This is a genomic window from Capnocytophaga sp. H2931 (assembly GCF_002302535.1).
In the GTDB taxonomy this organism is placed as follows: Bacteria; Bacteroidota; Bacteroidia; order Flavobacteriales; family Flavobacteriaceae; genus Capnocytophaga; species Capnocytophaga canis.
The window spans coordinates 2,355,958-2,380,843 of sequence record NZ_CP022381.1; the positions used below are offsets into that span (position 1 = coordinate 2,355,958).

Annotated in this window: 27 protein-coding genes; 22 read left to right on the top strand and 5 right to left on the bottom strand. The window is 34.9% G+C overall.

The window, feature by feature from the left end; genetic code table 11:
* Positions 1-70: 70 nt before the first annotated feature.
* From CGC52_RS09860 to CGC52_RS09945, 18 genes are all read left to right on the top strand, one after another.
* Entirely contained in the window at positions 71-598 is a 528-nt protein-coding gene (locus CGC52_RS09860) for an NUDIX domain-containing protein (RefSeq protein ID WP_042009507.1), read from the top strand.
* A 161-nt stretch (positions 599-759) separates the two neighbouring features.
* Entirely contained in the window at positions 760-1,656 is an 897-nt protein-coding gene (locus CGC52_RS09865; protein WP_095894265.1) for a dihydrodipicolinate synthase family protein, read from the top strand.
* A gap of 164 nt (positions 1,657-1,820) precedes the next feature.
* Positions 1,821-2,273 (top strand): DUF4878 domain-containing protein, encoded by a 453-nt coding sequence (locus CGC52_RS09870; RefSeq protein ID WP_042009505.1) that lies wholly within the window; start codon positions 1,821-1,823, stop codon positions 2,271-2,273.
* A 44-nt stretch (positions 2,274-2,317) separates the two neighbouring features.
* On the top strand, positions 2,318-3,001 hold the full coding sequence (locus CGC52_RS09875) for a YiiX/YebB-like N1pC/P60 family cysteine hydrolase (RefSeq protein WP_042009503.1): 684 nt from the start codon (positions 2,318-2,320) through the stop codon (positions 2,999-3,001).
* Between the two features lie 367 nt (positions 3,002-3,368).
* The gene (gene rpmH, locus CGC52_RS09880) at positions 3,369-3,527 is read left to right on the top strand and encodes a 50S ribosomal protein L34 (protein ID WP_002669412.1); all 159 of its coding nucleotides are present in this window, start codon (positions 3,369-3,371) and stop codon (positions 3,525-3,527) included.
* A gap of 94 nt (positions 3,528-3,621) precedes the next feature.
* The gene (gene carB / locus CGC52_RS09885; RefSeq protein ID WP_095894266.1) at positions 3,622-6,474 is read left to right on the top strand and encodes a carbamoyl-phosphate synthase large subunit; all 2,853 of its coding nucleotides are present in this window, start codon (positions 3,622-3,624) and stop codon (positions 6,472-6,474) included.
* A gap of 115 nt (positions 6,475-6,589) precedes the next feature.
* Positions 6,590-7,651 (top strand): DNA cytosine methyltransferase, encoded by a 1,062-nt coding sequence (locus CGC52_RS09890; protein WP_095894267.1) that lies wholly within the window; start codon positions 6,590-6,592, stop codon positions 7,649-7,651.
* Positions 7,652-7,654: 3 nt separating this feature from the next.
* Positions 7,655-8,761, top strand: a complete 1,107-nt coding sequence (locus tag CGC52_RS09895; protein ID WP_095894268.1) for a DUF262 domain-containing protein — start codon at positions 7,655-7,657, stop codon at positions 8,759-8,761.
* Positions 8,762-8,763: 2 nt separating this feature from the next.
* Entirely contained in the window at positions 8,764-9,507 is a 744-nt protein-coding gene (locus CGC52_RS09900) for an MAE_28990/MAE_18760 family HEPN-like nuclease (protein WP_095894269.1), read from the top strand.
* 32 nt (positions 9,508-9,539) lie between these two features.
* On the top strand, positions 9,540-10,127 hold the full coding sequence (locus CGC52_RS09905) for a Crp/Fnr family transcriptional regulator (RefSeq protein ID WP_095894270.1): 588 nt from the start codon (positions 9,540-9,542) through the stop codon (positions 10,125-10,127).
* Positions 10,128-10,204: 77 nt separating this feature from the next.
* Entirely contained in the window at positions 10,205-10,480 is a 276-nt protein-coding gene (locus CGC52_RS09910) for a hypothetical protein (protein ID WP_095894271.1), read from the top strand.
* On the top strand, positions 10,440-10,853 hold the full coding sequence (locus CGC52_RS09915; protein WP_095894272.1) for a protein-export chaperone SecB: 414 nt from the start codon (positions 10,440-10,442) through the stop codon (positions 10,851-10,853). Before CGC52_RS09910 ends, CGC52_RS09915 begins: the two co-directional genes overlap by 41 nt.
* Entirely contained in the window at positions 10,850-11,413 is a 564-nt protein-coding gene (locus CGC52_RS09920) for a hypothetical protein (protein ID WP_095894273.1), read from the top strand. The genes CGC52_RS09915 and CGC52_RS09920 overlap by 4 nt, the downstream gene beginning before the upstream one ends.
* A 75-nt stretch (positions 11,414-11,488) precedes the next feature.
* Entirely contained in the window at positions 11,489-11,935 is a 447-nt protein-coding gene (locus tag CGC52_RS09925; protein WP_018278979.1) for a hypothetical protein, read from the top strand.
* 91 nt (positions 11,936-12,026) lie between these two features.
* On the top strand, positions 12,027-12,440 hold the full coding sequence (locus CGC52_RS09930; protein WP_095894274.1) for a VOC family protein: 414 nt from the start codon (positions 12,027-12,029) through the stop codon (positions 12,438-12,440).
* A 310-nt stretch (positions 12,441-12,750) separates the two neighbouring features.
* The gene (locus CGC52_RS09935) at positions 12,751-13,608 is read left to right on the top strand and encodes a GyrI-like domain-containing protein (RefSeq protein ID WP_095894275.1); all 858 of its coding nucleotides are present in this window, start codon (positions 12,751-12,753) and stop codon (positions 13,606-13,608) included.
* A gap of 6 nt (positions 13,609-13,614) precedes the next feature.
* Positions 13,615-14,094: a hypothetical protein gene (locus tag CGC52_RS09940; RefSeq protein ID WP_095894276.1), complete on the top strand. Its 480-nt coding sequence runs from the start codon at positions 13,615-13,617 to the stop codon at positions 14,092-14,094.
* A gap of 486 nt (positions 14,095-14,580) precedes the next feature.
* A complete protein-coding gene (locus tag CGC52_RS09945; protein ID WP_198540565.1) occupies positions 14,581-15,321 on the top strand; it encodes a hypothetical protein in 741 nt (246 codons plus the stop codon).
* A gap of 165 nt (positions 15,322-15,486) precedes the next feature.
* On the opposite strand, the gene CGC52_RS09950 is transcribed toward CGC52_RS09945, so the two are convergent.
* The 4 genes from CGC52_RS09950 to CGC52_RS09965 form a co-directional block, all read right to left on the bottom strand.
* Positions 15,487-16,779, bottom strand: a complete 1,293-nt coding sequence (locus CGC52_RS09950) for an ABC transporter permease (protein WP_095894277.1) — start codon at positions 16,777-16,779, stop codon at positions 15,487-15,489.
* A gap of 46 nt (positions 16,780-16,825) precedes the next feature.
* The gene (locus CGC52_RS09955; protein WP_095894278.1) at positions 16,826-17,779 is read right to left on the bottom strand and encodes an ABC transporter ATP-binding protein; all 954 of its coding nucleotides are present in this window, start codon (positions 17,777-17,779) and stop codon (positions 16,826-16,828) included.
* A 130-nt stretch (positions 17,780-17,909) separates the two neighbouring features.
* On the bottom strand, positions 17,910-18,617 hold the full coding sequence (locus CGC52_RS09960; RefSeq protein ID WP_095894279.1) for a bifunctional 2-polyprenyl-6-hydroxyphenol methylase/3-demethylubiquinol 3-O-methyltransferase UbiG: 708 nt from the start codon (positions 18,615-18,617) through the stop codon (positions 17,910-17,912).
* Positions 18,618-18,622: 5 nt separating this feature from the next.
* Positions 18,623-19,621 carry a TlpA disulfide reductase family protein gene (locus CGC52_RS09965; protein WP_095894280.1) on the bottom strand — a complete coding sequence of 333 codons (999 nt, stop codon included), beginning with the start codon at positions 19,619-19,621 and terminating at the stop codon, positions 18,623-18,625.
* Positions 19,622-19,774: 153 nt separating this feature from the next.
* On the opposite strand from CGC52_RS09965, the gene CGC52_RS09970 reads away from it, so the two are divergent.
* Positions 19,775-20,347, top strand: coding sequence for a DUF3109 family protein (locus CGC52_RS09970; protein WP_095894281.1), 573 nt, complete (start codon positions 19,775-19,777; stop codon positions 20,345-20,347).
* 69 nt (positions 20,348-20,416) lie between these two features.
* On the opposite strand, the gene bshC is transcribed toward CGC52_RS09970, so the two are convergent.
* The gene (gene bshC, locus CGC52_RS09975; protein WP_095894282.1) at positions 20,417-22,015 is read right to left on the bottom strand and encodes a bacillithiol biosynthesis cysteine-adding enzyme BshC; all 1,599 of its coding nucleotides are present in this window, start codon (positions 22,013-22,015) and stop codon (positions 20,417-20,419) included.
* A 360-nt stretch (positions 22,016-22,375) separates the two neighbouring features.
* Between bshC and CGC52_RS09980 the strand changes: the two genes are divergently transcribed.
* The 3 genes from CGC52_RS09980 to CGC52_RS09990 all read left to right on the top strand — a co-directional run bounded on the left by CGC52_RS09980 (position 22,376) and on the right by CGC52_RS09990 (position 24,874).
* A complete protein-coding gene (locus CGC52_RS09980) occupies positions 22,376-23,581 on the top strand; it encodes an SPOR domain-containing protein (RefSeq protein ID WP_095894283.1) in 1,206 nt (401 codons plus the stop codon).
* 23 nt (positions 23,582-23,604) lie between these two features.
* The gene (locus CGC52_RS09985) at positions 23,605-24,129 is read left to right on the top strand and encodes an acyl-CoA thioesterase (RefSeq protein ID WP_042009490.1); all 525 of its coding nucleotides are present in this window, start codon (positions 23,605-23,607) and stop codon (positions 24,127-24,129) included.
* A gap of 88 nt (positions 24,130-24,217) precedes the next feature.
* Positions 24,218-24,874 carry a metal-dependent transcriptional regulator gene (locus tag CGC52_RS09990; protein WP_042009534.1) on the top strand — a complete coding sequence of 219 codons (657 nt, stop codon included), beginning with the start codon at positions 24,218-24,220 and terminating at the stop codon, positions 24,872-24,874.
* Positions 24,875-24,886 lie beyond the last annotated feature (12 nt).

A 24,886-nucleotide genomic window follows, 5' to 3' on the forward strand; every position in this document is an offset into this window, starting at 1 on the left:
AGACTAATCCCTTTTACTGTTTTTATACAAGAATAAATTTTGTTTCTGAATTTATACCATATTAAAAACATTGAAAATGATATTTAAACATTGTCCGAACTGCACATCAACCAACGTGGAATTTCCAAATAACGTACGTTTTTTTTGTCACGATTGTCAGTTCACCTACTTTCATAATATAGCAGCAGCCGTGGCAGTTCTATTTACGTACGAACAAAAAATATTATTCACAGTCCGAAATGTTGACCCTGACAAAGGAAAATTAGATCTTCCAGGAGGGTTTATCGATCCTAAAGAAAATGCAGAGGAGGCGGCTTGTCGCGAAATAAAAGAAGAGTTAGGGATAGACGTTCTGCCATCGCAATTAAAGTACATAGGAACACATCCAAATGATTATCTTTACAAAAATGTTCCTTACAGAACCATGGACATATTTTTTGAATGTCCACTAACCAATTCACAAGTGTCGGTAGCGGCAACCGATGAGATCGAAGCTCTCCGTTGGTTGTCAGTCCATACCATCAACTTTGATGAAATAGGATTTGTTTCCATCCGTAATATGGTAAGGAAATATTGTCAAGACCTATTTTCCAAATAAAAGATTATTTATCTATTGATTTACAATGTTTTGTGTTGAAATGATAAGTGTTTCTTATCTATGATAACATTTTTTTATACGAAACAAAATGAAAAAAAACAACTTTTCTTTTGAATTTCAAAAAAAAGTTATAACTTTGTCCTATGTAATACATATATGAGATGAATAGTTTAATCGCTGCGACGTATGCTCCTATGGACTCGAAAGGGGCAGTATCAACAAAGATTGTTCCTAAGTATGCTGATTTTTTAAAGAGAAACGGAGTTTCTGGTATTTTCGCTAATGGCTCCACAGGTGATTTTGCTTCTCTTTCAGTGGAAGAACGCAAAGAAATTATAGAGGCTTGGGCAGAACAAAAGTCGCCAGATTTTTTCATCACTAACCATGTTGGGGATATCAATTTGAATCATGCAGTTGATTTGGCAAAACATTCAGCGGATAAAGTAGATGCTATAGCTACTTTGGCTCCTTTCTACTTTAAACCTAACTTAGAAAAATTAGTTACTTACTGCAAAACCATAGCTGAGGCTGCTCCAAATATTCCATTTTATTATTATCACATACCAGATCTCACAGGAGCTAATTTTGATATGTGTCAGTTTATGGAAAAGGCAAAACAGGAGATACCTAACTTTGCAGGGTTAAAATTTACTCAGAATAATATGATTCATTTTACTCAAGCAAAGTTGTGTAACAATCAGGAATTTAATGTTCTTTTTGGGGTAGATGAAGCTTTTTTAGCAAGTTTACCATTAGGTGCAACAGGTTGGGTAGGAAGTACTTATAATCATTTGGCTAAGTTGTATTTAACAATTAAGGAACTTTTTGAAAAAGGTAATTATCAGGAGGCTGCTGATTTACAACATAAGGCAATTGAGTTTGTTAATATTGTTGCTTCTTACGGAGGGTTTAATGGTGGAGGAAAGAGTTTTATGAGATTATTAGGTGTTGATTGTGGAGTAGCAAGATATCCTCACACGACGCTTACCGATGCCCAATTAAAAGAAATAGAATCGAAATTAGAGAAATTGGGTATAACGAGCTACCTATCAAAATAAGATATAAAATTAATTTTTTCATAATTTTTATTTTTAAGTTTTCTTTTTTATTATTTTAAAAAACGATTGATGTGAATCAATCGTTTTTTTTGTAAAATTATTTTTGGAATCTTAGCTGTTTATTACTACCTTTGCGTAGTTAAATTATTAAAAATAAAAAAACAATGAGAAAAGTATTTTTTATTGCGACGCTATTTGTAGCGTTTTTAGTGACCTCTTGTTCAAATAATTCACCCAAATCGGTAGCTGAAAAATTTTTAACTTCTATGGAAAATTCTGATTTTGAAGAAGCTAAAAAATATGCTGACGATTCGATGCAACAGATGTTAGGTATGTTAAGTGGAATGGGAAAAGAACTTCCCAAAGGAAATGAGAAAAAGAAAGTAACAATAACTAAGGTTGAAGAAGATGGTGATAATGCCAAAGCGTTCTATAAAGTCGAGGGTGAAGAGGAAGAAAAAAGTATAGACCTTAAAAAGGTAGATGGTAAATGGAAAGTTACGTTCAACAAAGAAAATTCAAATAAGGAAAATATGCCAAATATGGATGACGTTGACTTAGGAGAAAGTTCTTTAGAAGAAGTTAATGAAGAAGTACAGGAAGCTGTAGGTCAATAGATTAAATTATTGATAATTAGTGTTTTATTTAGATAAATCCCAAGATGAAGAACATATCCGTTAAGATAGTGATTTATTTTGGGATTTTTTTGTTGTTTCTTTTAGGAGGGTTTCATCTGTTTTTTTGGGTGGATCGAAAACAGGAAGTCAAACTTGTGAAACGAAACAGACAAGTGGCACGACTAACTCGCCAAGACATAGCTAAGATCAAAGAAGGAGATATTATTCTCCGCAGAGGCTATGGTTTTTTTAGTGATTTGATTGCTGAGCGCTTGAATGATTCTGTCTATGATGTTACTCATTCAGGAATTTTGTACCTAAAAAGCAATGAATGGTGGGTAATTCATTCTCTTTCGGCAGATGCCAGTGATACAGATGGAATGCAAGAGCAACCACTACGCGAATTTTTGACCTATTCCATGCCTGAAAAGATGATGATTGTCCGTACGAAAAATACTTCTGAAGTACAGGGCAAGAAAATAGTGGAACGGGCAAAATATTATTTAGCTAAACGAGTGCCTTTCGATAGGGTAGGGGAGATCGACGAACCTTCAAAAATGTATTGCACCGAAATGATTTGGCAAATTTTGGACGTAGATCTAAAACTAATCGTATTACCCAAAAATCCAGAAGAGCGTAAACGTGTATTTTATTCTATGGTAGGGATGTATGACCCAACATATTTTGATATAATTATTAATAAATATCCTGTCAACAGTGCTGATTAGCTATTCATAGTTGAGAATAGGATATATGTGTTGTCAAGTATAAGACTATATAATTTTCCTTAATCTGTTGCTTTATAGGGGGTGTATTTTTTAAGTATTTAAATAATCGATAATTGTATTTAAACTATAGTTATGACTTTAGAAATCTGATAATGAGTTAGATAAAAGAAGGAAAGTTATTTTTTCTTTTTAAATTTTAAGGGTTAGGAAATGAATGTTCAGGTGTTAGATATCTGTATTTTCTATTTTTTTTTGTTTTTCAATTTATAAAATTTGTCAATTCAAAAAAAAGTACTACCTTTGCCCCACTTATTAGGTAGAGAAAAATAGTTTTTATTTAAAATAAGATTTTTAAAGATTTAGGACAATGAAAAGAACATTTCAACCATCAAAAAGAAAGAGAAGAAATAAACACGGTTTCAGAGAGCGTATGGCTACTGCAAACGGAAGAAAAGTGTTAGCAAGAAGAAGAGCTAAAGGAAGAAAAAAATTAACAGTTTCTTCAGAACCAAGACATAAAAAATAAGTCGATGGTTGATTTTTATAATATATGAAGGTGTTATCTTTTTTAGGTAACACCTTTTTTTAAAATTTTAAAAAATAATACTTATCTGAATATTATGCCAAAGCGTAAAGATTTAAATTGTGTATTGTTAATTGGTTCAGGACCAATCATTATCGGACAAGCCTGTGAGTTTGACTATTCAGGTTCGCAGTCGTTGCGTTCGCTTCGTGAAGACGGCATCGAAACCGTGCTTATCAACAGCAACCCTGCAACCATTATGACCGACCCTTCAATGGCTGACCACGTCTATTTAAAGCCGTTGAACACCAAATCCATCGTTGAAATTCTGAAAAAACACCCCAATATTGATGCTGTTCTGCCCACAATGGGAGGGCAAACCGCACTGAATCTGTGTATTGAAGCCGCCGAAAAAGGCATTTGGAAAGATTTCGGGGTGGAAATCATCGGGGTGGATATTGACGCTATCCAAATTACCGAGGACCGCGAGAAATTCCGTGTGCTTTTAGACCAAATCGGTATTCCGATGGCTCCTTCCGAAACGGCAAATTCCTTCCTTCGAGGCAAAGAAATTGCTCAGAAATTTGGTTTTCCGCTGGTAATTCGTCCGTCCTTTACCTTGGGCGGAACAGGGGCTTCTGTGGTGTATAAAAAAGAGGATTTCGATACGCTTCTCACTCGCGGTTTAGAGGCTTCTCCCATTCACGAAGTGTTGATAGACAAGGCGTTAATGGGCTGGAAGGAATACGAATTGGAACTCCTTCGCGATAAAAATGACAACGTGGTAATTATCTGTACCATCGAAAATATGGACCCAATGGGGATTCACACGGGCGACTCCATTACCGTTGCTCCGGCGATGACCCTTTCCGACCGCACCTTCCAACGGATGCGGGATATGGCAATCAAAATGATGCGAAGCATTGGCGATTTTGCTGGTGGTTGCAACGTGCAATTTGCGGTTTCGCCTGATGAAAAAGAAGATATTATCGCTATCGAAATCAATCCGCGTGTGTCACGTTCTTCGGCTTTGGCTTCCAAAGCAACAGGATATCCGATTGCCAAAATTGCAACAAAATTAGCTATCGGTTATAACTTGGACGAACTTTCTAACCAAATCACCAAATCCACTTCGGCACTTTTCGAGCCTACGTTGGATTATGTTATCGTAAAAATTCCGCGTTGGAACTTTGATAAATTTGAAGGTTCTGACCGCACTATCGGTCTGCAAATGAAATCGGTAGGAGAAGTAATGGGTATCGGTCGCTCGTTCCAAGAGGCGCTTCATAAAGCTACACAATCACTTGAAATCAAACGCAATGGATTGGGAGCAGATGGCAAAGGATACAAAAATTATGAGCAAATCATCGACAAACTTACCAACCCAAGTTGGGATAGAGTCTTTGTGATTTACGACGCCATCGCGATGGGCATTCCGCTTTCGAGAATTCACGAAATCACTAAGATAGATATGTGGTTCTTGAAGCAATACGAAGAACTATACAGCATTGAGAAAGAAATTTCAACCTATAAAATAGAAACACTTCCGAAAGATTTACTATTGGAAGCCAAACAAAAAGGCTTTGCTGACCGCCAAATCGCCCATATGTTGGGGTGTTGGGAAAGTGAAGTCTATAAAAAACGTGAAGAATTGGGTATCAACCGAGTATATAAGTTGGTAGATACGTGTGCTGCCGAGTTTAAAGCACAAACGCCGTATTATTACTCTACGTTTGAAGCTCCAATTCGTGATGCGAACGGCAATCTTTTCACAGCGAACGATAGTATCGTTTCCGACCGCAAAAAAGTAGTTGTGTTAGGCTCTGGACCCAACCGTATCGGGCAGGGAATTGAGTTCGATTACTGTTGCGTTCACGGAGTGCTTTCAGCTGCCGAATGCGGTTACGAAACCATTATGATTAACTGTAACCCTGAAACGGTTTCTACGGATTTTGATACGGCAGATAAGCTCTACTTCGAGCCTGTTTTTTGGGAACATATTTACGACATCATTCGTCACGAAAAACCCGAAGGTGTTATCGTTCAGTTAGGCGGACAAACCGCTTTGAAATTGGCTGAAAAACTTCATAAATATGGCATTAAAATCATCGGAACGAGTTTTGATGCGTTGGATTTGGCAGAAGACCGAGGGCGTTTTTCTACCTTGTTGAAAGAATTGGGCATTCCGTATCCGAAATTTGGTGTTGCCGAAACTGCCGACGAAGCCTTAAAGTTAGCCGATGAGTTGGACTTCCCGCTTTTGGTGCGTCCGTCGTACGTGTTGGGTGGACAAGGAATGAAAATCGTTATCAACAAGCACGAATTGGAAGAACACGTGGTGGATTTGCTTCGTAAAATTCCGAATAACAAACTTTTGCTCGACCATTATTTAGATGGAGCTATCGAAGCCGAAGCCGATGCTATTTGCGATGGTGAAAACGTGTACATTATCGGGATTATGGAACATATTGAGCCGTGTGGGGTGCATTCGGGGGATAGTAACGCCACACTGCCGCCGTTTAACATTGGTGAGTTTGTGATGCAACAAATCAAAGACCATACGCACAAAATCGCCAAAGCCTTAAACACGGTGGGACTGATAAACATTCAGTTTGCCATTAAGGACGACACGGTGTACATCATCGAAGCCAACCCGAGGGCGTCGCGTACCGTTCCGTTTATCGCTAAAGCCTACGGCGAGCCGTACGTGAACTACGCTACCAAAGTGATGCTTGGTGAGAAGAAAGTAACCGATTTCGATTTCCAACCGAAATTGGACGGATTTGCTATCAAACAGCCTGTGTTTTCGTTTAACAAGTTCCCGAACGTGGATAAGCGTTTAGGTCCCGAAATGAAATCCACCGGCGAAAGTATCCTTTTCATAGACGACCTCAAAGACGACCAATTCTATGAACTCTATGCAAGAAGGAAAATGTATCTGTCCAAATAGGCAATAGGAATTAGCAAATAGAAAATAGTAAGGGCGAATTTTTTTCGCCCTTTTTTTTGATAAGCAATCTTTTACATTTATCAAAAAGTCGTAACTTTGCCTCGTGGGTTATTTTATGAACAAAAAAGATAGAAATATTACAGTTATAGATTTGTTCTGTGGCATAGGAGGTTTATCTCACGGATTTGTGAGGGAAGGCTTTAATGTTGTCGCAGGTATAGATATTGATGAAACTTGTAAATACTCTTTTGAAACTAATAACGATGCTGTTTTTATTTCTAAAAGTGTGTCTGATATTTCCAAAACAGAGATTAATACATTGTTTGGAAATCCTAAATATAAAATATTAGTTGGTTGTGCTCCTTGTCAGCCTTTTTCTTCCTATACATTTAAAGATGAAAAAAAAGACAATTCAAAATGGAAGTTGCTTTACGAATTTGCAAGATTAGTAGAAGAAACACAACCAGATATTGTTTCAATGGAAAATGTTTCTCAATTAATCAACTTTAAAAAAGCTCCTGTATTTGAAGATTTTATAAATTCTTTAAAGAAATTAGGGTACTTTGTTCATTATGAAATTGTAAATTGTCCTGACTATGGTATTCCTCAAAATAGAAAACGCTTGGTCCTGTTAGCATCAAAATTGGGAGAAATTAAACTAATTCCTAAAACTCATAGTAAAGAGAATTATGTTACTGTAAAAGACACTATTGGTAAACTTCCTAGAATTAATGATGGTGAATTTTATGAAAATGACACTTTGCATTATGCAAGAAAGTTAAGTCCGCTTAACAAAAAAAGAATTCAAAATACGCCTTATGGAGGAAGTTGGAAAGATTGGTCGGATGATTTAAAATTAGAATGCCATAAAAAAGAATCAGGAAAATCTTATCCAAGTGTTTATGGTAGAATGAAGTGGGACGAGCCTTCCCCTACAATGACAACTCATTGTGTGGGATATGGAAATGGACGATTTGGGCATCCAGAGCAAGATAGAGCTATTTCACTCAGGGAGGCGTCGTTATTACAAACTTTTCCAATAAATTATGTTTTTTACGACGAGACCAAAGAAAAATTACCCGTTGTAAATATTGCAAGACAAATAGGTAACGCAGTTCCTGTAAGGCTCGGAGAAGTAATTGCTCAAAGTATAAAGGAACATTTAAAAGGATTATAGAGAATGAGTACACAAAAATCTTTAGAAAAATTAGAAACACAAATAAAGGACTTACAACGAGATTACAACTATAACTTAAGAGAGTATACTGTTGAAATTGCGTTAGAAAAATTCCAAGGCAAGGACTATGATTATTCTAATTCGGAAGCATCTTCGGTTATATTTATTCCACCATATCAGAGGGATTATGTTTGGACACACGAGTTAAAATGTAAATTTATAGAATCTTTAATGTTAGGTATTCCAATGCCTCCTCTATTTGCTTTTACTTTAGATGATACAGGTAATATGGAATTGATTGATGGGGTTCAGCGTTTGACAACAATTAAAGAGTTTGTTAATAACAAATTTAAAATAACCAATCTTGAACTTCTTGATGCTCTAAATGGATATAAATTTAAAGATTTACATCCATCAAGACAAAGAAAGTTTAATGATTTGGGATTGAGAATATTTGTTTTTTCAGAAAAAGCAAATGCTGGAGTTAGAGCTGATATATATAATAGAATAAATTCAACTGGGAAAAAATTAACTGAATCTGAAATAAGAAAAGGAGCATTTATGAATAATTCTTTTTACTCTTTTGTATTAGAATGTTCAGAAAGCGAAGCGTTTAATAGATTATTTTCATCAGCAAAACCAAACGAAAAATTAAGAGGTGAGAAAGAAGAATTAATTTCTAGGTTTTTTGCGTATTCTGATAATTATCAAAGTTTTATTCATTCAGTAAAACATTTTATCAATAATTACATAAATGAAAAGAAAGAATCTTTTGATGAACAAGAAAAAGAACAAAAAAAGAGAGAGTTAGATACTGTATTAGAGTTTGTAGGTACTTATTTTCCTAATGGATTTAGGAAAAACCAATCTTTTAAAGCAATCCCAAGAGTAAGATTTGAAGCTATTTCGGTTGGCTGTAATTTAGCTCTTAAAGAAAATCCTAATTTAGTACCTATCTACATGGATTGGATTGACTCAGAAGAATTTAAGAAGCATACTACATCTGATGCAGCTAATAATAAAAATAAATTAGTTGGAAGAATAGAATTTGTTAGAGATTGTTTACTTAATAAAATCAAGAAAGAAGATTTGACATATAATAATGAATAAAAATGATTTTTAAGCAAGAGTTTGATTCAAGAAAACAAGAAGTTGAAAAATATTTTAATTTTCTTTCAAAAATAGATGGGGACTATCGTATAGTGTCCAATTATGAAAAAGACAGAAGTTTTAATATTGATGATGAGTTGCTGAAAGTTCTAAAAGCAAACGGATTTCTAATCCTTTATAATCTAATTGAATCAACTATCTTGAATTGTGTAATTGCTATTTTTGATGAAATTAAGATTAAAAAGTTATCATACATTAGCGTGAGTGATGAAATTAGAAGATATTGGTCTAAACACATATATAAGTTTGATGAAAAAATATCTGAGGAAAAATTATTAAGAGATAAGTTTTACAATATTGTTGAAAAAATTGTTACGAATGTAATATTAGAAATAACAGACAGATTAGAATATGGTGGAAGTATTGATGCTAAGGTAATTAAAAAAGTAGCAGATGAATTAGGAGTTACTTTATCTTTTGAACATTATAGAGAAAATTTACACGGAAAAGTATTAGTTGATATAAAAAATAATAGAAATGATTTAGCGCATGGCAAAAAATCATTTTCAGATATAGCTCGAGATATTACATACAATGGAATAGTTTCAATTAATGAGAATAATGAAACTGTAATATCATCATTTGGATTGGTTCATTTCAAGGATTATACTATAGAGCATTTAGAAAAATTTATTATTTCAATAGAGAATTATATAGAAGCGGAAGGTTATTGTCATCGCAAATAATAATAAATTAAGTTGTTTTTAAAGGTGTCCAAATGAAAGAACTATATCCCACCACACTCAATTTTTCCACACTTTACGCCCATCCGCTGATTTCGAGTGAACAACTTGAACAAATTAAGGCGGCACATCGGAAGGTGAGTTTCAAGAAAGGAGATTTTATTTTACAAAAAGGCGAAGTTTCCAAAAGTTATTTCGCTTTGCAAAGTGGTATTGCTCGGAGTTTTGTCCACGATTACGAAGGAAACGACATTACTACGGGATTTTTCTGTGAGCAGGAGTTCGTTATCAATGAATTATCGCTTTTTAAACAAGAGCCAAGTTTGGAAAACATCGTTGCATTAACCGATTGCATAGCGTGGGAAATTTCTTTCGAGGATTTTCAGCTGTTGTACCATTCCATTGCGGGAGTTTCTGAATGGGGGCGACTTTTTATGACCGAAAAACTCTTCCAAACCCAACAACGCTCCCTCGAGATGATTACGTTTCCCGCCAAAGACCGCTATTTACAATTCCTCAAAGACAAGCCACAAGTGATTCAAAGCGTACCTTTAAAATACATCGCCACCTATTTGGGAATTACCGATACTTCGCTGAGTAGAATTCGGAAGGAGGTTTGGTAAAAAAATAGAAAAAAATTTCGTAGATAAAAAATAAAATGTAATTTTGCACCGAAGATGAATTTATTAAAGTTACAGTTATGAACAATTTTTTAGAAAATTTGAGGCATTATTTTGAGAATAATTCTCGTGAAAAGGTTTTGGAAGATTGGGCAAAAACTGAAGAATTTGACCAAGGAGGGGTTCTCATGGAGGATTTTTTAGATTCTATCCAGAAATATCAACCATCGTCGGTTGTTATAAAAACGAGTGAAAATATAACAAATTCATATAGCCCGAAGTTTTCTTCGGGTTTTTTATTAAATCTATACAATTATGCAAAAAGCTTCTTTTTCAATCAAAGATTATTTATTTGATCAAGTAGAAATAAATCTTGAATCTTTTCAAGAGGGAGATTTAAAAATTGATTTTACCCCTGAAGGGATATACGATAATCAAAAACAAATATTTGAGCTTACTTTTGTAGTAACCGTAACCGTTAGTAATTCGTTGAAAGAAAGTCCTTTTATTAAAATAAGATGCAAAGGATTTTTTGCCTTTGAAAATGCTAGTTCCTTTGAAGAAATTCCAGATTTTTTTTACAGAAATAGCATTGCCATACTTTTTCCTTATATAAGGGCTTACATTAGTTTAGTAACCACACAAGCTAATGTTCCAGGGATAATTCTGCCTACCTATAACTTGTCGGGATTGGAAAATCAACTAAGAGAACATACAACTCAAAAATGATTAGAAAAATCTATCAAACCCTTGAGGACAGAAACAATCCTGATGAGGTAGAAAGTCTGGGTCCTTTTTTTTGCAATCGTAAAGATGCGTGGCTTGGCAATGGGTACTATTTTTGGGATTCTTCTATCGATAATGCACATTGGTGGGGAAAAGAAGGGGCTTGTTACAAAAGCTATCTTATTTGTGAGTCTTCTTTTTATTTGAATGAAAAATGCCTTGATTTGTATGATAACCCAGAACATCGCAGTCTTTTTAAAGGCGTTAAAGAGGAGTTAAAAAAACAGGGATTATATAATGAAAATAATAACACAGTTAGAAGAATAATTGAATTCCTGAAAAATAATAAACTCTTTCCCTATGAAGCGGTTAGGGCTGAGGGAAAACTCTCTAAAAAGAGAGAATCCGAATTCTCTAATATAATCTCATTTAACCGGAATAAGCCACAATATCTTGATCTTGATCCAGCGGTTCAAATTTGTTTTGTTAAAAAAAACGCTTCAAATAGAAAGAATTTCAAGATAGTTTACCCACCTGAATATTGTGAAGACTATGTAGTATAATAACTCAAAATCTTGCCATAAGGCAAGATTTTTTTCGTTCCAACTGCTTATTTTTGCCCAAATAAAAACATAACAATGGACACTCTCATATTAAAAACGCAATTTGAAGCCAATTTTGGTTTGATTTTGAAGAATTTAGAAGGAATTTCAGCCGAAGAATCGTTGATTTTTCCACAGAATGAGGCTAATTGTGTGAATTGGCTTTTAGGGCATTTGATTTATTCTCGCAATTTGGTTTTAAAAATTTTGGGTAAAAATTCCGTTTGGAACGATGAACATTTTGCTTTCTACGGAAGATATATCAACGCTAAGGATGTAACAGAAAAACTCATTGATTTTGAACTTCTTAAATCATATTTTCAGCAAACATATAAACCTTTAATGGACGGTTTGGAACAGTTTGAAAATCAACCTAAAAGCAATATCGTAGAACTTTCATTTTTGTCACTGCACGAGATTTATCATTGTGGACAAATCGGGTATGCTCGCCGATTGTTAGGAAAAGAAGGTATGATAAAATAGTTAATTTCTAACTTAAAATCTTGCCTTATGACAAGATTTTTTTCGTTCCAACTGCTTATTTTTGCCTTTAATAATTAAAAACGATAAAAAAATGGCAACAAAAATCAATCCGTATTTGAATTTTAATGGGAATTGCGAAGAAGCGTTTAATTTTTACAAAAAGGCTTTCGGGGGCGATTTTACAATGGTGGTTCGTTCTGATGAAACTCCAATGGAAGTGGCTGAAAATGAGAAAAACCGCGTGATGTACATTGAGCTTCCCATAGGCGAAAACGATAAACTGATGGGGTCGGACATTTTCGAATCGCTTGGGCAAAAACTTGTTACGGGCAATCACAACTATGTGAGTATTTCCGTAGATAGCAAAGCCGAAGCCGACCGCCTTTTCCACGTACTTTCCCAAGGGGGCGAAATAGAAATGCCTATGGAAGAGCAGTTTTTTGGTTATTTCGGAGATTTTAAAGATAAGTTCGGTATCTCTTGGATGATTATTTTTGAAGGGTGAAACTTTTACCACACATAGACCTATTTTCACAGACGACCTCAAAGACGACCAATTCTATGAACTCTATGCAAGAAGGAAAATGTATTTGAGTAAGTAGGGAATAGAAAATAGGGATTAGGCAATAGTAGGGGCGAAAATTTTTTCGCCCTTATTTTTTATAATTTTCCGACACGTTTATAAACTTTACAAAATTTCTTTTGCAACAGAGATAAAAAAAATCTTTTCAAAAAACAATTTCGCAAGATAGGAAAAACAAAATTCTTTTAAACCTTATTACCTTTGTTTCAGAAATTTAAAAGACACAATACTGATGAATACAAAATCTACACAAGCGGACTATCACGAGCGTATCAACCGAGTTCTCGAATACATCGGCAATCATTTAGATGAAAAAATAGAACTGAAAACCCTTGCCGAAATTGCCAATTTTTCGGAGTTTCATTTCCATCGTATTTTCAAAGCCTTTGTAAATGAATCTGTTGGAGCTCACATTACACGTCTGCGGGTAGAGGCTTCGGCGATTTTGCTCCGATATTCCAATCTATCGGTTGAGCAGATTTCCGAAAAGGTTGGTTATGAGATGGTTTCGTCTTTATCCAAATCCTTTAAAAAATTTTATAGTGTAAGTCCTACCGAATACAGAAATAATAAAACATTATATATTATGAGAAAAGAAGAATTCCTCACCGAAATCAAACTGAAAGCTCCAAAAATCATTGATTTAGAGCCGAAAAAAGTTATTTATATTGCTCTTACGGGAACTTACGGAACGCTCAATTACGGCGAGACTTACGCCAAACTTTGGGCTTTCGTTAAGAAAAACAAGCTCTTTACGGCTGGGATTGAGCATATTTGCATCTCGCACGATGACCCCAAAATCACCGAGGGCGACAAACAGCGGACGGACATCTGTTTGGCGATTCACAAACTTGCCAAGCCTCAGGGCGAGGTTGGGGTGAAAGAAATTGAGGGAGGAAAATACGCCGTTTTTCACTATCAAGGGGCGTATGACAATTTGGGGAAAGTGTACGATACCATTTTTGGAAAATGGTTGCCCGAAAGCGGTTACGAGCTTCGCAGTATTGTTCCGTTTGAAAAATATTTGAACGATGCCCGAAAAACACCGCCTGAAAAACTTAAAACCGAAATCTATTTACCCATAAAATAATTAGCTATGACACTTACAAAAACAGAAAAAACAATCGGAATCGTGTTGGCTTTTTTGCTGTTATTGCTGACACTCAGTGGTTCGTGGTATTTCTTTGCAGAGCTGAAAGTAAGCCTGTTACAATGGGCGATGCTGAATGCTTGTTCGCCTTCAAGTTTGGTATATTTGCTTTGTTTTCTGCTGTTTATATGGAAGAAAAAAGCAGTTTTGTTGCCTCTTGCCCTCTTGCCGATGTATTATTTCGGAACGATGGGAATGTTTACTTTTGGTTGGAGCGGAGCCAATATTTTTGCCCAAATGTCGCATATCGTGATGACTTTGAATATCTTATGGGTGATTTATCTTTTTGTGAAAAACGCAAATTACCAAGCCTTTGCCAAAGGTTTGTTGTGGAGTATTTTGCTTTTTGTTCCTTACATTACTTATGTAATGTACTATTGCCGTATCCACGCCGAAGATGTTTCTAAGCTATTACAGATGAATTGATAATAAATCTTAAGTCCCCAAAAACATCCAATACAACTCCACCTCCACAGACGCCCCCACGGCGTCTTTTCTTTTTAACAGCATTTTAATACTAATCTGCTGAATTTTTACCACTTACGGCACGGATATTGCTGCGTATATCATAAGAATTCCCTACAAGTGATGAGTGTTTACCCATAGGATTTTGATAATTCCCGTACAGAAAAGCATTCTAACGGCAAAGAAGCGAGGTTTGACCTACATTATATAAGTTCTGACCAACAAGAAATCAGTATTTACCAACAGGAAATGAATTCTGACTGACAAGAAATGAATTCTGACCGATAAGAAATTAATCTTGACCAACAGGAAATCAATTCCGACCGATAGGAAATGAATTTTGACTGACAATAAATGGATTCTGACCGGTAAAAATCCATTTCCTGCAAGTAAAAATCTATAAAATCAATAGAAAATTAAAAGTTTAACACCAAAAACACAATTATTATGAATGAGAATTTACATCAGAACGAACAAAACTTGAATCAGAATGACCAAAATCTGAATCAAAACGAGCAAACACCAACTCCAAAGAAGCGAAACGTACATATTTCAATGGAGGAATGGATTCAGCGAATGCGATTGGCATTTTCTAACGGGAAATTGCCTAACATTCAGGAGCAGATGGGGCTATTGGGCTATACCACCGAAAAACTTGATGACCTTTTAGCCAAAGTAGTGCGTTTGGAAGAGTTACACCAAATCCAAAAGACGGAATACGCCGAGCAATATGCCGAAACAGAGAAGTTCGACCAAAAATTTTCCGAAATCAATGATTTGTATACCAAGCATTTGGCTTTCTGTAAAATCCTTTTTAAAGGCGATACGTTAGCAGGTGCTTCGCTCGACTTTGCAGGGAAACGCAAAACGGCATATAGCGATTGGTTAGTGCAAGTAGGGAACTTCTATTCGCAATTGCTTAAAAACCCATCGTTTCTAACTAAGTTGCAGTCTATCAACATCAAAGAAGAAGATTTAAAAGCCGTACAAAATAAACTCACAGAGGTCATCGCCCTGAAAGAAAGTCAGAAAAAGGAAACCGCCGAGGCTCAAAAAGCTACCGAAGTTCGCGACAAATTCTTCGATGAGCTTTATCCGCAGTACAGCGAGTTTGTAGCTTACGCCAAAGTTGTATTTGCTCATAGTCAGGAGCTTGAGGCTTTGGGTATTGTGACCAAAAAAGCATAAGAAATTGAAAAATTATCGGTAAGGACGTCCGTTGGGGCGTCTTTACTTTTTTTATGTTGCTAATGGATTGAAATATGTTTGATTTTTATTTCTTTGTACTTTTCAATAAAAAAATGTCTATTAAGCCAAAAAGTCAGATGTTAATGACTTTTAGTACAATCGCATTTAATATTTTAACCACTTTAAAATTTCTTTGTACGTAGGTTTCTTGCCGTACATTAGTATACCAATACGGTAAATTTTGGCAGCAATTCCGATAAAAAGGAAGAAAGTAGCATACAGAATTACAACTGAAATTAGTAACTCCCACCACGAGACTCCAAAGGGAACTCGCATCAGCATGACTACAGGCGAGGTCAAGGGAATATACGAAAACACAACTGAAACAGTGCCATGAGGTTCTTCGATAACACTGAAAAATCCGATGTAAACTGCTAAAATCAAGGGGATAAGGACAGGCATCAGGAACTGTTGCGTGTCCGTTTCGTTATCCACCATAGCTCCTATGGTAGCATAAATAGAACTGTACAGAAGATATCCTCCGATGAAATATAATAGGAAAGCTCCAAACATTTCCATAAACGGAAATTGGAAAAATGCAACCAGAATTTCGGAAGTAATTCTGTCCATTCCCGATTTCGTCATCACAATTTCGTTGGTTGATGATGGACTGATACCTAAAAAATTTGTTGTAATAGTCATCAAAAGCCCACCGAAAATCATCCAGATTAAAAACTGTGTAAGTCCCGCTAATGAAGTGCCAAAAATTTTCCCTAACATCAATTCAAAGGGTTTTACAGAAGAGATGATAATTTCCACAATCCGATTGCTTTTCTCTTCGATGACGCTTCGCATAATCATATTTCCATAGATGATAATAAACATAAAAATCAAATATCCTGCGATGCCTCCGATAGCGATTTTGATGATACTACTCAGTTCAGAACTTTTTTCTCCACTGAAATTTGATAAAGAAATGTGTATGCTTTCACGAGCATTGTCGATTTCATTTTTGTTCATTCCTTTGTCAGTTAGATTTAATTCAAAAAGAGCATCCTCTAATGTGTTTGATAATTGATTAAGGAGGGTAATATTTGGAGTTTCTTCACTGAAAAATTCGATGTTTTCTTTCCATTTAGGTGTTGTTTTTGAGGGGATATGTAGTAATCCGTATGAATTTTCAGTTAAAACATTCAATTTTGCTTCCGAAAGAGTTATGTTTTCAAGAAAAGTATACTTTATTGTTTCAGAATCTTTGAAACTGTCCATAAAAAAACCACTTTCATCTAAAATAGTGATTTTTTTTACGTTACTTGTGCTATTGATTGTTGTTAGATATCCTATCAAAGTTCCAAAAACCACCACTATTAATGGACTTACAAATGTCATTATGATGAATGATTTATTGCGTATTTTATTGAGATATTCTCGTTTGGTAATAATTCCTATGTGTTTCATTAGATATTTCTACGTTTAATTTTTTGTGTGCGGTGATACATTTGTACTAATCAGAGTTTGGTGTTGATATTCTCGCTTCTCTTTCTTTGATGGATTTAATGAAAATCTCATCCATAGAGGGTATAGATTCAACAAAATGAGTTACTTCAGCTTTTGTTTGTAAGAAATGTAGTAACTCTCCTGTGGATTGTTCGTCCTTCTTGTGTATATTGATTTTCAAGTCGTCGTATAAGCTCTTAAAATTAGCTTCTGAAACGGAAAAATGTTGTTTTAAGTCTTCTAAAACGGCTTTTTTTCGATTTTCATCGATTTTTAAACCAACTTCATATGTGTTATTTTTGAATTTTCGTTTTACATCAATTAATTTTCCTTCCAAAATCTTCTCTGATTTATTAATCAATGCGATGTGATCACATATTTCTTCTACAGACTCCATACGATGAGTGGAAAAAATGATAGTTGCTCCTTTTTCACGTAGATATAGGATTTCGTCTTTGATAATATTTGCATTGATAGGGTCGAATCCACTGAAAGGCTCGTCAAAAATCAGTAATTTTGGCTCGTGAAGTACGGTAACCATAAATTGTATTTTCTGAGCCATTCCTTTAGAGAGTTCTTGTACTTTTTTATTCCACCAATCACCGATATTTAGCCGATCAAACCAAAATTTAAGTCTCTGCTTAGCTTCTATTTTTGATAAACCTTTAAGTTGAGCTAAATACATCACTTGTTCGCCTACTTTCATTGTTTTGTAAAGCCCTCGTTCTTCGGGTAAATATCCAATTTGGTATATGTGTTTATTTTGTAGCGGTTCACCATCGAAAAAAACTTTTCCCGAATCCGGGAATGTAATTTGATTAAGGATTCGAATCAAGGATGTTTTACCTGCCCCATTTGGGCCTAATAACCCAAAAATGCTCCCTTTTGGAACATGTAGTGAAACATCATTTAATGCTATGTGTGAACCGTAGGTTTTACAAATATTTTCTGTAATAATCATATATATCGGCTATTTTCAGTATTTTTTTAGTGTTTTATGAGTTTAAGTTGTCTTTCAAATTTTGTTTGAAGAATTTCAGTGTAGTATCAGATGCAATTAAACAAATGACATAAATACAGACATTTTGAGATTAATGATGCTCCAAACGAGCTAAATAATCAAAATTTTCTCCTTTTGCAATGAGTTCGCAATTCAATCCAACAGAATGAGCAACGTTTTGTAGGGTGTTGTAATCCACATATAACCACGGAAAAGGAGGTTCTTTCTCGCCTTTATATTTTACTAAATACATTAGTTCCCCGTAGTAATCAAACTCTAAAGGTACGTCGTAGGAGCCATCCGCATTTTGGTCGAACATATATATGATGTCAGAAGAATCAGTCAATATTTGTCCTTTTGGAGCTAAAAGGCTTTTGATTTTAGCAAAAAAAGTTCCCATTTTGCGAAGTCGTCCACACATCCCTGCTCCATTCATCAGTAGTAAGATGGTATCAAATTGCCCTTCAAAGGTCATTATATCTCCAACATAAGCATTTTGTAGACCTCGTAATTTACAGACTTCAATGGCTTTGGGTGATATATCAACCGAATGAACTTCCAATCCTCGTTCATTTTGCAGATAGAGTCCATGAGTTCCTGCGCCACATCCTATATCCAGCACTTTTCCTTTCGCTAATTGTAGAGCTTTCTTCTCTAACGGAGGCATCTCTGAAAAAGAACGAAATAGATAGGGCAAAGGCAATACATCTTCCTCTGAAATAGAAGTTTCCGTTTTGATGTCTTCCGTATAATTTCCTTGTTGATAGTCTAATAATGCTTGTCCAAATAAGTCCTTCATTATGCTTATTTTAGTAGATTTTCGAGATTTGGAATAAGTTTTTTGTGGTCAATATTTCGAGCTACGATAATTCCGTTTTCGTCAATTAACATAGCTGTCGGCAACCAACGGATAGCGTATGTCTTTATCGGTTCTGCTTTCCACGCACCTTCAACGAATCCGTGTGTCCACGTTAGTCCGTCGGTCGCAATCGCGGTTTTCCAATGGTCTTTTTTTCGGTCAAACGACACGCCTAATATGGTAAAATTTTTGTCCTTATATTGATTGTAGAGTTTCACCAGTTCAGGGTTTTCCTTACGACAGTCGGGACACCACGAAGCCCAGAAATCGATAAGTATCACTTTCCCTCTCAAATCACTCAAGCAAATGGTGTTTCCTTCTAAGTCTTCCATCACAATCTCAGGAGCAACTTGTCCAGGTTGTATTTTTTCCAGTTGAGTGATAGCTCCATCAAGTTCTTCAATATAAGTGTTTCTTGATAAATTTTGATTTATCCTTTTTCGAAGTAAAATTAAAGATTCGTAGTCATATAAATAGGCATTTCTTGCTAAAAAATAGGCTATAACAGGCGAACTGTTGTCTTTTTGGAGTAAACTGTCCAAATTTATACGTTTTGTCGCATTCAAATCATCATACTTCTTGAATAATTCAGTATTTTCACTGCCAAAGGCTTCTGAAATTTGCCAATTATCGTTGAGAGTTATGGAGATGTCAGCGTTTTCTAAGAAAAAATTAGCCCTTTTTCCTGAATTTCCTAATCGAATAGCGTGTACTAAAGGTTCTTGTAACTTTCCTTTAAACGTAAAGGTTTGATTTTTCGCTTCTACCGAGTCTACAACGGTATATTCACGGTTTTTATACTCCAATAAATATACTTTTTCATTTACGTTTGTAGGTAACTTTCCGTTTAGTGTAAACGAATCGGATTCTTGCTTCATAGTATTATTACAAGAAAAAATACTTCCTAATATACTTACTAACAGTATTTTATGTTTGTTGTTCATACAGAATGTTTTTTAGATAGCTACAAAGATATATTATTAATTCATAAATGACAAATTTGGGAACGTTCTAAACTAACTTTAAAAGAGCGAGAGTTAAAAACTTTTCTCTATTTTTGCCGACTGAGAAGCAGTATCTTTATAAAATTCGGACGTATGATACAAATAGGGGAGACCATTATATCAGAGGATATAATTGAAAATGAGTTTGTTTGCAACTTGAACACTTGTAAAGGGGCTTGTTGTATTGAGGGGGATGCAGGAGCTCCAATAGAGGATGAAGAATTGAAAATTTTAGAGCGTATCTACCCAGAAGTAGCTCCTTATCTAACGGAAAAGGGACGAGAATCTATTGAGAATCAAGGTGTATACATCAAAGGTGAAGATGGAGAATGGGAAACTCCTCTTATTGACAATGCCGATTGTGCTTATGTGGTTCGCAATGAAAAAGGCTGGGCATTATGTGCCATTGAACAGGCATACAACGATGGTAAAATTGACTGGAAAAAACCAATTTCGTGTCATTTGTATCCAATTCGATTACAAAAATACACTTCGTTTACGGCGGTAAACTACAATCGTTGGCATATCTGTAGTGACGCTTGTAGTTTAGGAAAGGAGTTACAAGTTCCTGTATATAAGTTTGTTAAAAATGCACTCATCCGTAAATTCGGAGAAGCATGGTACGAAGAATTGGAACTGGTCGTAGCTCATTTGAAAAGAAAATAAAATCTACAAAAAAGCAGACCTCGCAAAGAAAGTTAGTTTTCTTGAATAGTTTAAGTCAAGAGGAAGACATTATTTCACAGCTAAAAATTCGAAATGAAAAGGATTAAAATCATTTTTTAAAACTTCAAAAAATGATTCGCCATATTCTAAGTATAGTTCCGAAAAGTTAGTAAAACGTTCCTGTAACGACCCATTTGGAAACAATTCACTTTGCAACGTTGTCAAACGCTCTAATTTTTCGGAAAGTTGTCTTTTTTGAGCTTTTAACAAGCGTTTTTCCAGATTATTTAATCCTTTCAATTGCTTAATTTCTTGTGATTTGACAGCGTTTAAAAAAGTTTTATCTGTTTTTTCTGCCAGTACATACAAATTTGCAAATTGGTTTTGTAGTGCTTTTCTTTGTTCTGAGAAATCAATTGGAAATTCGCTTAATTTTTGAACATATATGTTCTTAAGATTCTCTGATTTAAGGAATAAATCAGCAATTTTCATTTCTGCTTTTTTTATTCTATTGTGTTGTTTATCAGTTATAAAAACAGCTGAATTTCGTAACATCAGTATAGGAAAAACAATTTTTTCACTATCAAAAAAGCTTTTTAATTCCAACCAGTAAGCAATTTCGCCACCTCCTCCAATATAAGCCAAATTTGGCAATATAACCTCTTGGTACAGAGGACGCATGATCACATTAGGAGAAAAACGCTCAGGATGATTTTCGAGTTCATTAAGTAATTCTTTTTCAGTGAAGTACATTTCTGTTTCGTGGACTCCATAACCATTTTCGGTTATTACAATTCTATTACGGCCTTTTTCTGTTAGGTAAAATAAATTGATTTCACGAGGATTTACCTGTGTTGGATATATTTTATCTAATTCCTGAATTTGTATTATTGTTTTTTTAACTTCTTGATATGCAGTGTTTTTTAGTATGTCATTTCGCATAAAAGAAGCGAACGATTTCTTTAACTTTGAATCATTTCCATCGATAATCACCAAGCCGTAGTTTTCAAAAAGAGTATTCACTAAAGATCGAGTAGCAGATGCTAAATCCTTGTTTTTTAGGTAACTATTCTCAAAAAGTTGTTTTAGAAACTCAGCGTTTTTACCCACTCCCAGATTCGAAATAAAGGATGAAAATACAGCGTCTAATGTTGTTGTATCAAAATTTCCTGTCATCCCTGTTTGTGAACTATTCCAACGAAAGGTTTGCTGTTTAAAATGAAAGTGATTAATTTCCTCAAAATCATGGTCTTCGGTAGCCATCCAATAGATGGGAACAAAATGATAGTCAGGGTATTTTTTTGATAGTATTTCACATGTGTTGATGACGGAAATGATTTTATAAATGAAATACAAAGGACCTGTAAATAAACTCAATTGATGTCCAGTTGTGATAGTGAACGTGTTTCTATCCCCTAATTTAGCGATGTTTTTTTGTACTTTATCCGATGTTTTGAGAGAAGCATACTGTTCCCTTAAGGAGTTTACCAATAGCACTCGAGCTTCATCTGAAAATTGTTGCTGTTTCTCAAGAATCTGTTTTTCGAAGTTTTCCACTGATGGAAAACGGTGGTACAATGTACGTAAGGTTTCTTTTTCACTTACGTAGTCACTTATGAATGAAGAAAAAAAACGGATTTGGTCAAATGGGATACAATCAACTATCATAATAAAAACGTATATGAATGCAAAAGTAAAAAATATAATCGGTATCATAATCATTTTTGTATTGTTTTTTACCTAGGTATAGGTGTTGTATATGCCAAAATAATTCGTATTTTTGCAACTTTGTTCCCTTTTTCATGGGATTGAATAGGATGAGGTTAGGTGTTTGGAGACGTCTTTCTCAATTTGAATTTGGATAAAAATCACATAATTTTCACTTAAAATAAAACGCTTAAATATTTGAAAATAAACACGTTAATCTTTTCAAAGAAAATTATATTTGTATATAATATTTTTTTTGCTTATCTTTGGGACTCTAATATGGCTAATTAGTTTATTTTCAACACTTAAAATATTATTTGTATGAAAGATCTTAACATTTACGTGGAGGAATTGCTTTACAAGCATCCTTGTGTTATAATTCCTAAATTTGGGGCTTTTATTTCTAACAGAAAGTCCGCAAAGTTGTTTGAAGATAAAACATTTTCACCCCCAAAAAGAGAGCTCACTTTTAATGCAAGTTTGAACTCTAACGATGGGTTATTGCTTAAACATATTTCAGAAACATCAGGAGTTGATTATAAATTGGTTGAAGAATATGTAAATTCCACAGTGGAGTCTTGGAAAAAGGCTTTGACCCGTGGTGAGAATCTTTCGTTGAAAAATATAGGTCTTTTTAGGCAAACCCCGGAGGGAAAAGTTTCCTTTGAGGCATTTGAAGATGTAAATTATCTCACGGATTCATTTGGTATGTCGCCTTTTGTTCCGCACGAAATTAATGAAATGTCCAATAAAAAAATCGCTGAAAATCAGGTATCTCCTACGATAGACCCTGTGGTGCCCAAACCGAGTATTGAACCTACAGTGCCAGAGAACAGAGATGAAGCTGAAGATTCAGGGCAGCAACCTGTTAAAAAAGGGAAAAAACGTTCGTTCGTTAAATATACCGCAGTTGCAGTTGTTGGTCTTATTTTGTTGACTGTTGGTGTAATCACTTTCTTTGGAGAGCCTTTGGAAAACAATGAAGAGATGATGCTTGCTGAAAATCAGATTGAAGAAAAAGTACAACAAAAATTGAGTGAAGCTACTTTAAATATTCCGATGAGTTTTTCAGCTATTCCTGTGGAAGTAACAAAAGTAGATGCTTTAAAACCAAAAGATAATGATGTTTCTCAGTCTTCTGCTTCTCAAAATGTTGCAACTTCAAAGCCGACAAACCAGAATAAGACAGAAGTAAAAACGAATAAGAAAGAGACTACTCCTGTGGCAACAACTACACCTAAGGAGACGACTAAAAAAACGAATGCTAACTCATCAGCCAAAGTAAAAAAATATCAAGTGATAGCTGGTGCTTTTAAAGAAGAGAAAAACGCAAATACCAAAGTTGCTCAATTAAAAAAATTAGGTTTTAAAAATGCTGCTGTTATTGGAATCAATGCTAAAGGATTATATCAAGTGAGTTATGCTGGATTTGACAGCATGGCAGAGGCAGAGGCTTTGAAACAACAAATCAAAGCAGAAAAAGACACTAAGAAATTGGAAGGAGGCTGGATTTTAACAAACGAATAATTTTCACATCACATAATAACTACATGCAGAAAAAAACACCTTCTCAATCGCGTACAATATTAACGGATTTAGTTCTCACAGGGGAAACTAACCACTTGAATCATATGTTTGGAGGAGAGCTTTTAGCACGAATGGACAGGGCAGCGAGTATTGCAGCTCAACGGCATTCACTTCGTCCGACGGTGACAGCTTCGGTGAACCACGTGGCTTTTAATCACAGCATTCAATTAGGTAGTGTTGTTACGGTTGAAGCGTCTATTTCAAGAGCTTTTTCCACCTCTATGGAGGTTTATATTGATGTTTGGGTTGAGGATTTTGACAATGGAACACGTCTCAAAGCCAATGAAGCTATTTACACATTTGTAGCTATTGACGATGAAGGAAGACCTACCAAGGTTCCTGAAATTCAGCCAGAGACAGAACTTGAGCAGGTTCGTTATGAAGGAGCTTTACGTCGAAGACAGCTCAGTTTGGTGCTTGCAGGAAAAATCAAGCCTCATGACGCCACTGAACTGAAAGCCTTGTTTATGGAATTAGAAAACGAATAAATCGATTTAAAGAATTAAACCGTCCATGTTGGTTTTTTTATATTTTAAAAACCGCTATGGACGGATTTTTTATAAAAAATCAAAATCAATGACCCTATCCGAAGAAAATTACTTAAAAACAATTTTCCACCTTTTTAATGAAGAGGAAGAAGAAGTGAGCACCAATGCCATAGCCGAGGTAATGAATACAAAGGCTTCTTCTGTGACTGATATGTTGAAAAAATTGGCTGATAAAAAGCTGATTAACTATAAAAAATACCAAGGAGTTACTTTGACTACAGAGGGGAGAAATAAAGCCATCTACATAGTGAGGAAACATCGTTTGTGGGAAGTCTTTTTGGTCGAAAAATTAGATTTTTCTTGGGATGAAGTTCATGAAATTGCCGAAGAATTAGAGCATATTGAATCTGAAAAACTTATAGAACGGTTGGATGCTTTTTTAGGATTTCCAGAAAAAGATCCACATGGTGACCCAATTCCTAACAAACACGGTTTCTATGAAAAAACAACAAAAACACTGCTTAGTGAACTTGATAAAAATGAAAAAGGAATCTGTATAGCAGTGAAAAATACTTCTAAAGATTTTCTTCGCTATTTGAGTAAAGTTTCGATTACTTTAGGCGATGAAATTATTGTGAAAAGTAAAGAAAAGTTTGATAATTCTATGATTGTTTCAATTCATAATAAAGAGATCAACCTTTCTGCTATGGTTTGTAGGAACTTGTATGTGCAGAAAGAAAAATAAATTCAATATTAC

What these genes read in the sequence shown, in the direction of transcription:
- CGC52_RS09875 (WP_042009503.1), top strand. Translation starts at nt 2,318, where the DNA reads ATGAAGAACATATCCGTTAAGATAGTGATTTATTTTGGGATTTTTTTG.
- CGC52_RS09895 (WP_095894268.1), top strand. Translation starts at nt 7,655, where the DNA reads ATGAGTACACAAAAATCTTTAGAAAAATTAGAAACACAAATAAAGGAC.
- CGC52_RS09985 (WP_042009490.1), top strand. Translation starts at nt 23,605, where the DNA reads ATGCAGAAAAAAACACCTTCTCAATCGCGTACAATATTAACGGATTTA.
- CGC52_RS09980 (WP_095894283.1), top strand. Translation starts at nt 22,376, where the DNA reads ATGAAAGATCTTAACATTTACGTGGAGGAATTGCTTTACAAGCATCCT.
- CGC52_RS09960 (WP_095894279.1), bottom strand. Translation starts at nt 18,617, where the DNA reads ATGAAGGACTTATTTGGACAAGCATTATTAGACTATCAACAAGGAAAT.
- carB (WP_095894266.1), top strand. Translation starts at nt 3,622, where the DNA reads ATGCCAAAGCGTAAAGATTTAAATTGTGTATTGTTAATTGGTTCAGGA.
- CGC52_RS09915 (WP_095894272.1), top strand. Translation starts at nt 10,440, where the DNA reads ATGCAAAAAGCTTCTTTTTCAATCAAAGATTATTTATTTGATCAAGTA.
- CGC52_RS09950 (WP_095894277.1), bottom strand. Translation starts at nt 16,779, where the DNA reads ATGAAACACATAGGAATTATTACCAAACGAGAATATCTCAATAAAATA.
- CGC52_RS09910 (WP_095894271.1), top strand. Translation starts at nt 10,205, where the DNA reads ATGAACAATTTTTTAGAAAATTTGAGGCATTATTTTGAGAATAATTCT.
- CGC52_RS09970 (WP_095894281.1), top strand. Translation starts at nt 19,775, where the DNA reads ATGATACAAATAGGGGAGACCATTATATCAGAGGATATAATTGAAAAT.
- CGC52_RS09945 (WP_198540565.1), top strand. Translation starts at nt 14,581, where the DNA reads ATGAATGAGAATTTACATCAGAACGAACAAAACTTGAATCAGAATGAC.
- CGC52_RS09930 (WP_095894274.1), top strand. Translation starts at nt 12,027, where the DNA reads ATGGCAACAAAAATCAATCCGTATTTGAATTTTAATGGGAATTGCGAA.
- CGC52_RS09935 (WP_095894275.1), top strand. Translation starts at nt 12,751, where the DNA reads ATGAATACAAAATCTACACAAGCGGACTATCACGAGCGTATCAACCGA.
- bshC (WP_095894282.1), bottom strand. Translation starts at nt 22,015, where the DNA reads ATGATAGTTGATTGTATCCCATTTGACCAAATCCGTTTTTTTTCTTCA.
- CGC52_RS09965 (WP_095894280.1), bottom strand. Translation starts at nt 19,621, where the DNA reads ATGAACAACAAACATAAAATACTGTTAGTAAGTATATTAGGAAGTATT.
- CGC52_RS09905 (WP_095894270.1), top strand. Translation starts at nt 9,540, where the DNA reads ATGAAAGAACTATATCCCACCACACTCAATTTTTCCACACTTTACGCC.
- CGC52_RS09870 (WP_042009505.1), top strand. Translation starts at nt 1,821, where the DNA reads ATGAGAAAAGTATTTTTTATTGCGACGCTATTTGTAGCGTTTTTAGTG.
- CGC52_RS09955 (WP_095894278.1), bottom strand. Translation starts at nt 17,779, where the DNA reads ATGATTATTACAGAAAATATTTGTAAAACCTACGGTTCACACATAGCA.
- CGC52_RS09990 (WP_042009534.1), top strand. Translation starts at nt 24,218, where the DNA reads ATGACCCTATCCGAAGAAAATTACTTAAAAACAATTTTCCACCTTTTT.
- CGC52_RS09925 (WP_018278979.1), top strand. Translation starts at nt 11,489, where the DNA reads ATGGACACTCTCATATTAAAAACGCAATTTGAAGCCAATTTTGGTTTG.
- CGC52_RS09940 (WP_095894276.1), top strand. Translation starts at nt 13,615, where the DNA reads ATGACACTTACAAAAACAGAAAAAACAATCGGAATCGTGTTGGCTTTT.
- CGC52_RS09900 (WP_095894269.1), top strand. Translation starts at nt 8,764, where the DNA reads ATGATTTTTAAGCAAGAGTTTGATTCAAGAAAACAAGAAGTTGAAAAA.
- CGC52_RS09920 (WP_095894273.1), top strand. Translation starts at nt 10,850, where the DNA reads ATGATTAGAAAAATCTATCAAACCCTTGAGGACAGAAACAATCCTGAT.
- CGC52_RS09890 (WP_095894267.1), top strand. Translation starts at nt 6,590, where the DNA reads ATGAACAAAAAAGATAGAAATATTACAGTTATAGATTTGTTCTGTGGC.
- rpmH (WP_002669412.1), top strand. Translation starts at nt 3,369, where the DNA reads ATGAAAAGAACATTTCAACCATCAAAAAGAAAGAGAAGAAATAAACAC.
- CGC52_RS09865 (WP_095894265.1), top strand. Translation starts at nt 760, where the DNA reads ATGAATAGTTTAATCGCTGCGACGTATGCTCCTATGGACTCGAAAGGG.